This is a genomic window from Streptomyces sp. NPDC002138, assembly GCF_040296485.1.
Classification (GTDB): Bacteria; Actinomycetota; Actinomycetes; order Streptomycetales; family Streptomycetaceae; genus Streptomyces.
In genome coordinates this window covers 37,533-43,811 of record NZ_JBEOXE010000062.1, presented here as the reverse complement: position 1 = coordinate 43,811, position 6,279 = coordinate 37,533, and the positions used below count along the sequence as shown (strand labels likewise).

At 72.6% G+C, this 6,279-nt stretch carries 6 protein-coding genes and 1 tRNA gene; 2 read left to right on the top strand and 5 right to left on the bottom strand.

All coding sequences use genetic code 11. The annotated features are described in order from the left end of the window. Positions 1–112 precede the first annotated feature (112 nt). Positions 113–2,092: a threonine--tRNA ligase gene (gene thrS, locus ABT084_RS30230; RefSeq protein ID WP_351050573.1), complete on the bottom strand. Its 1,980-nt coding sequence runs from the start codon at positions 2,090–2,092 to the stop codon at positions 113–115. Positions 2,093–2,220: 128 nt separating this feature from the next. Between thrS and ABT084_RS30225 the strand changes: the two genes are divergently transcribed. Continuing rightward, on the top strand, positions 2,221–2,748 hold the full coding sequence (locus ABT084_RS30225; protein ID WP_351050570.1) for a GNAT family N-acetyltransferase: 528 nt from the start codon (positions 2,221–2,223) through the stop codon (positions 2,746–2,748). 12 nt (positions 2,749–2,760) lie between these two features. Here the strand turns inward: ABT084_RS30225 and ABT084_RS30220 are convergent, their stop codons facing one another. Together ABT084_RS30220 and ABT084_RS30215 are read right to left on the bottom strand one after the other, a co-directional pair. Continuing rightward, positions 2,761–4,017, bottom strand: a complete 1,257-nt coding sequence (locus tag ABT084_RS30220) for a hypothetical protein (protein WP_351050567.1) — start codon at positions 4,015–4,017, stop codon at positions 2,761–2,763. After that, the gene (locus ABT084_RS30215; protein WP_351050565.1) at positions 4,017–4,601 is read right to left on the bottom strand and encodes a DUF4365 domain-containing protein; all 585 of its coding nucleotides are present in this window, start codon (positions 4,599–4,601) and stop codon (positions 4,017–4,019) included. The genes ABT084_RS30220 and ABT084_RS30215 overlap by 1 nt, the downstream gene beginning before the upstream one ends. A gap of 246 nt (positions 4,602–4,847) precedes the next feature. Here ABT084_RS30215 and ABT084_RS30210 point away from each other — a divergent pair, with 246 nt between their 5' ends. Next, a complete protein-coding gene (locus tag ABT084_RS30210) occupies positions 4,848–5,573 on the top strand; it encodes a 3'-5' exonuclease (RefSeq protein ID WP_351050562.1) in 726 nt (241 codons plus the stop codon). Between the two features lie 71 nt (positions 5,574–5,644). Here the strand turns inward: ABT084_RS30210 and ABT084_RS30205 are convergent. Both ABT084_RS30205 and ABT084_RS30200 read right to left on the bottom strand, forming a co-directional pair. Further along, positions 5,645–5,716: transfer RNA gene (locus ABT084_RS30205), tRNA-Val, on the bottom strand. 39 nt (positions 5,717–5,755) lie between these two features. After that, positions 5,756–6,214, bottom strand: coding sequence for an SRPBCC family protein (locus ABT084_RS30200; protein ID WP_351050559.1), 459 nt, complete (start codon positions 6,212–6,214; stop codon positions 5,756–5,758). Positions 6,215–6,279: the final 65 nt, after the last annotated feature.

Genomic DNA, 6,279 nt, shown 5'->3' with positions numbered 1-6,279 from the left:
TCCGGCTCACTCGTCATGGGATGCAGCATATGACCTTGCCGTCACGGACTAGGAAGGCCCCCGGGAAGTGATCACTTCCCGGGGGCCTTCCTCGTCCGTGACGGCGCACGGATCAGACCTGGACGCGGTCCTCGACGACCTTGACCAGCTTGGCCAGGGCGTCGGCCTTGGGGACGCCGTTCTCCTGCGAACCGTCGCGGTAGCGGAAGGAGACGGTACCGGCGGCCATGTCCTCGTCACCGACGATGATCATGAACGGGACCTTGAGCTTCTGCTGGTTGCGGATCTTCTTCTGCATCCGGTCCGACGAGGCGTCCACCTCGACCCGCAGGCCCTTCTTCTTCGCCTCGGCGGCGAACTCCTGCAGGTACTCGATGTGCGCGTCGCCGATCGGGATGCCGACCGCCTGGACGGGGGCCAGCCACGGCGGCATGACGCCCGCGTAGTGCTCCAGCAGCACCGCGAAGAACCGCTCGATGGAACCGAACAGCGCGCGGTGGATCATGACCGGCCGCTGCTTGGTGCCGTCGGGGCCGGTGTACTCCAGGTTGAAGCGCTCCGGCAGGTTGAAGTCGAGCTGCACGGTCGACATCTGCCAGGTGCGGCCGATCGCGTCCCGGCACTGGACCGAGATCTTCGGGCCGTAGAACGCGGCGCCGCCCGGGTCCGGGACCAGCGGGAGGCCCTGCTTCTCGGCGACCTGGCGCAGGGTCTCGGTCGCCTCTTCCCAGATCTCGTCCGAGCCGACGAACTTCTCCGGGTCCTTGGTCGACAGCTCCAGGTAGAAGTCGGTCAGGCCGTAATCGCGCAGCAGGTTCAGGACGAAGGTGAGGGTGCGGTCGAGCTCCTCCGCCATCTGCTCCTTGGTGCAGTAGATGTGCGCGTCGTCCTGGGTGAAGCCGCGCGAGCGGGTCAGGCCGTGCACGACGCCCGACTTCTCGTACCGGTACACCGTGCCGAACTCGAAGAGGCGCAGCGGCAGTTCACGGTAGGACCGGCCGCGCGCGTCGAAGATCAGGTTGTGCATCGGGCAGTTCATGGGCTTGAGGTAGTAGTCGGTACCACCGTCGAGCTGCATGGGGGGGTACATGCCGTCCGCGTACCAGTCCAGGTGGCCGCTCTTCTCGAAGAGGGTGCCCTTGGTGGCGTGCGGGGTGTAGACGAACTCGTAGCCCTCTTCCTCGTGCCGCTTGCGCGAGTAGTCCTCCATGACCCGGCGGATGGTGCCGCCGCGCGGGTGGAAGACGGCCAGGCCGGAGCCGATCTCGTCCTGGACCGAGAAGAGGTCCAGCTCGACGCCGAGCTTGCGGTGGTCGCGCTTCTCGGCCTCGGCGAGGAAGTCGAGGTGGGCCTTCAGCTCGTCCTTCGACGGCCACGCGGTGCCGTAGATGCGCTGGAGCATCGGGTTCTTCTCGCTGCCGCGCCAGTAGGCGGCCGCGTTGCGCATCAGCTTGAACGCCGGGATGTTGCGGGTGGTCGGCAGGTGCGGGCCGCGGCACAGGTCCGACCAGCACAGGTCGCCGGTCTTGGCGTCGATGTTGTCGTAGATGGTCAGCTCGCCGCCGCCCACCTCGACGTCCGCGCCGTCGTCCGAGGTCGCGGCCGAGCCCTTGAGCCCGATCAGCTCCAGCTTGTACGGCTCGTTCGCCAGCTCCTCGCGGGCCGCCTCGTCGGTGACGACACGGCGCGAGAAGCGCTGACCGCGCTTCTGGATCTCCTGCATCTTCTTCTCGACGGCCTTGAGGTCGTCGGGGGTGAAGGGCTTCTCGACGTCGAAGTCGTAGTAGAAGCCGTCCCGGACCGGCGGGCCGATGCCCAGCTTGGCCTCGGGGAACAGCTCCTGCACGGCCTGCGCCATGACGTGCGCGGTCGAGTGGCGCAGGATGTTCAGTCCGTCCTCGGAGGAGATCTCCACCGGCTCGACGGTCTCGCCGTCCTTGACCTCGTAGGCCAGGTCCTTCAGCTCTCCCGCGACGCGCGCCGCGACGACGGTGCGCTCACCGGGGAAGAGGTCGGCCGCCGTAGTGCCCGTGGCCACCACGCGCTCGTCCCGCTCGGAATCGCGTTGGATGATCACACGGACGTCTGACACCGGTCTCTCCTGACTCAGGGGGTGCGCGAGCGAACACTGCGCGCCTGAATCGTACCGAGCCGGACCGCTCAGCCGCTAAACGGTTACCGCGCGGCCCCCGGCCGCGGGGCCGACGTACCGTGGCGCGGGTGACCGACACCCCGCTGAGCGACACCCCCGCGACCGTCCCCCCGGCCGTCTCCCCGCTCGTCCGTCCGCTGGACCTCACCGACGACGCGACCGCCGCCGCCGTGTACCGGGTCGGGCGGGCCGCCTACACGGTGGAGGCCGAACTGATCGGCTTCGACGGCATACCGGCGCTGCGGGAGAGCCTGGCGGAGCTGCGGGCCCGCCCGCTGAACTGGCTCGGCGCGGTGTCCCCGGCCGGTGAGGTGGCCGGGTTCCTCGCCTGGGAACGGGTGGCGGAGCCCGGGGCCGCGCGCGCGGAAGCCTCCATCGACCGGCTGTGCGTGGATCCGGCCTGGTTCCGCCGGGGCATCGGCTCCCTGCTGCTGCGGCACCTGCTGGACGACGTGCTCCCGGGCCGCTCGGTCGGGGTCACCACCGGCGCCGCGAACACGCCCGCCATGACCCTCTATCCCCGCATGGGCTTCACGCGGGGCGCGGACTTCTCGCCCGTCCCCGGCCTGGTGATGGCGTCCTTCACCAGGCCCTAGGAACGCCCGCGTTCAGGCGTCGGGGTCCGCGTCCGGGTCCGGGTCCGCGTCCGGGTCCGCGAAGGGCAGCCCGTCCGAGGGCGGGAAGTCCGCGTACAGGGACTTCATCAGCCGGTCCCGCTCGACCTCGTCCAGGCAGACCGGCGTGACCTCCGCCGCGTCCGTCAGCCGCCGGAAGCCGCCGCGCCGCTGGAGGCGCCCGCTGAGCCGGACCGGCAGCCCGGCGAGGTGCGCGTGGCCCGCCACCCGGTACGCCTCCTCGCCGAGCGCGACCCGGACGTACGGGACCTCCGCGCCGGACAGGACGCGCAGCCGGACGGTGCCCCCGCCCCCCGGCCCCGAGCGCCGCATCCGCACCACCGCGCCCACGATCCGTACCGGTACGGCGGGCTCGTCCCGGGTGTAGCGGGCCGCCGCCGCGCGCAGCACCGGCAGGTCGCCCGGGGAGAACTCCACCGGCTCCGGCCGGGCGGCGCAGCCCGCCGGGACCCCGGCGGCCGGCGACCAGGCCAGCGCGATGCGGGCCCCGCCCGAGCCCCTGACCAGGGCGATCAGCGCGTCCGCCAGCTCCCGGCTGACCCCGGCCCCGACGGCGGCGTCGAAGGCTTCCATGCCGCCGGTGGCCCGCTGGTAGTCCACGGCCTCCCGGGCCGCGTGCAGCGCGTGGTGCAGCCGGGTCACCGGACCCCGGCCGCCGTCGACGGGGACGTACGCCGTGAGCCTGCGGCCGCCCGGAGCGGGACCCACCAGCACGCCGTCCAGGGCCCGTTCGGCCTGCCCCCGGTGCCGGGCGCCGTGATATCCGGCCCGGGCCCGGTCGGCGAGGGCCCCGGCCAGCAGGAGCTGGCGGGCCGCCGTGCGCAGCTGTTCCTGCGCCGACCACGAGGCTTCGCCCCGGGGCCCGTACAGCCCCTCGGCCTCGGGTATCTCGCGGATCCAGCGCACCTCGTCGCTGGGCACGCTCAGCCCGTACAGCACCTCGCGCGCCGACGGCAGCCCGCTGCGCGAGAGGGCGGTGAGCGCCTCCTCGACCAGGTCGGCGCAGTCGGGGAAGGCCCGGTTCTCGGGGACGAGCAGGCTGGTCCCGGCGAGCCCGGGCGGCGTCCAGCGCCCGTACCGCCCCGCGGAGCCGCCGCGGCGCAGCCAGCCGTGCCGCCGCAGCAGCGCGGCGAGCACGGCGGGGTCCACCTGCGCGGGATCGGGCGTCTGCGCCCCGTCGGTGTCGGCGGTGTCCGGCGGTCCCGCCGGTTCCAGGTTCGGCCAGTGCATCAAGGCGTCCCTCCCGACCCGACCCGGGTCATGATCTCGCACAGCGCCCGGTCGTCGAAGATCCGCGCGGTCGGTATCCGTACGGTGGTCCGGCGCCGGCCGGTCACGGGGTGCCCGGCCAGATTGGTCCAGTAGCAGCAGTGCCGCAGGTCGAGCCGGTCGTGCCCGGCGCTCAGCCACTCGCCGCGCTCCCGCGGTACGAGCATCACGACGAGGATCTTGGGCACCGCGGCCGGGGTGCGGGCGAGCTTGACCAGGTGCTCGTTGTCGAGGGTGAAGGCGAAGGTCGGTCCGGGCGGGTTCGGCGGGGTCTGGTAGGTGGCCTTGAGCTGCACCTTGACCGTCACCTCGTCGTCTATGGCGTGCTCGGGCGAGCCGTGGCTGACGTGCCAGTCGATGCCGTTGTCCGGAAAGGGCTGGGAGAGGGAGCAGCCGGCCGCGGCCGCGACGGCGTGCAGGTAGCCCACCTGGAGGGTCTCCATGCAGGCGGTGGTGGCGAGTGTGCCGCGCAGCGGTCCGGTCCCGGTTCCCGGCTCGGTCCGCCCGTGCAGCGCCCCACCCGGTTCGGGATGCGCGAGCGCCATGGCTCCCCATGCCTTTCGGGCTCTGCGTGAGGCGTTGTGCTCATGAGGTCGGGGGCCCGCGGCGCGACAGCGGCGGCATGGCGGTGACGGTCGCTCACCCGTGCGGTCCCCCAAGGGAGTTGTCTCCGCACCCGGCACCCCGCAAACGGCGTACACGGCAAACAGCACGGGTATCACCGTTTCGGGCAGGGGTCGCGCGCCACGGGCGTCGGTGCCCATCTGCCGATCGGGGACGAGGAGTTCGCCATGACGCGCTGGTACGAGGGCCCGCTGGCCGCATTTGACACCGAGACCACCGGGGTGGACGTCGAGCGGGACCGCATCGTGTCCGCCGCGCTCGTCGTGCAGGAGTGTGCGGGCGGCCGGGCCCGCTCCACCCGGTGGCTGGTCAACCCGGGGGTCCCGGTACCCCCCGGCGCCACGGAAGTGCACGGACTGACCGACGACCACCTCCAGCGCAACGGGCGCTGGCCGGCGCCGGTCGTGGACGAGATAGCGCAGGCCCTCGCGGAGCAGCAGGCCGCGGGCCGGCCGGTGGTGGTGATGAACGCGCCGTTCGACCTGACCCTGCTGGACCGGGAGTTGCGCCGCCACCGGGCGTCGCCGCTGAGCCGCTATCTGGACAACCGGCCGCTGACCGTGCTGGACCCGCGGGTGCTGGACAAGCATCTGGACCGCTACCGCAAGGGCCGCCGTACGCTGACGGACCTGTGCGCGCACTACGGCATAGAGCTGGAGGCGGCGCACGACGCGGCGGCGGACGCGATGGCGTCGCTGGAGGTCGTCCGGGCGGTGGGGCGGCGGTTCTCGGGGCGGCTGGAGCGGCTGTCCCCGGCCGAGCTGCACACCTTGCAGGCGGTGTGGCACGCGGCACAGGCGCGCGGGCTGCAGGCCTGGTTCGCGCGCAACGGCACCCCGGAGCCGGTGGATCCGCACTGGCCGCTGCGTCCGGAGATGCCCGCCGCGGCCTAGGCCGTCCCTTCCGGGACGGCCCCGGACATGCGGAAGGCCGGTCCGTCTTTCGACGGACCGGCCTGTCCCGGTGGGCGATACTGGGATCGAACCAGTGACCCCTTCGGTGTGAACGAAGTGCTCTCCCGCTGAGCTAATCGCCCGGGAACGGATCGAACAATACAGGCCCGGAGGCCGTGCGTTCAAACCGCCTCCGGCCGGCCCGCCAGAGCGGCCGCCAGCCCCCGCCGCCCGGACCGCATCATCAGCGCGTGGTTGAGCCGGAAGACGGGCCGCCCGGGCACCGCGAGCCGCCGCATCAGCGCCCGGCGCACCTCGACCTCCTGCTCGTACAGGACCCGGGTGCCGCGCCCGCGCGGCCGTACGGTCCACCGCGCCCACCCTTCGAGGTCCCCGGTCAGGGCCACCTCCAGGACGCCTGCGGCCGGGTCGCGCAGCAGCTCGGCGGCGATGACCTCCAGCTCATAGGGCAGCACGGAGCGGAAGGACCCGGCGCCGCTGCGCGGGCCGAGCGTCCGCACCGCGCGGACCTGGGGCCACCAGCGCGGGTACTCCTCGGCGCGTTCGAGCACGGCGTAGACCCGCTCGGGCGGGGACGCGAGGTCCCACACACTGCGGAAGCGGTAGTGGCTCCAGTCCATGGGTCCAGTGTGAACTCCTGGGGCGCGCCCGGGGACCCGCTCGGGAAACGCGTTCACGAAGGGGA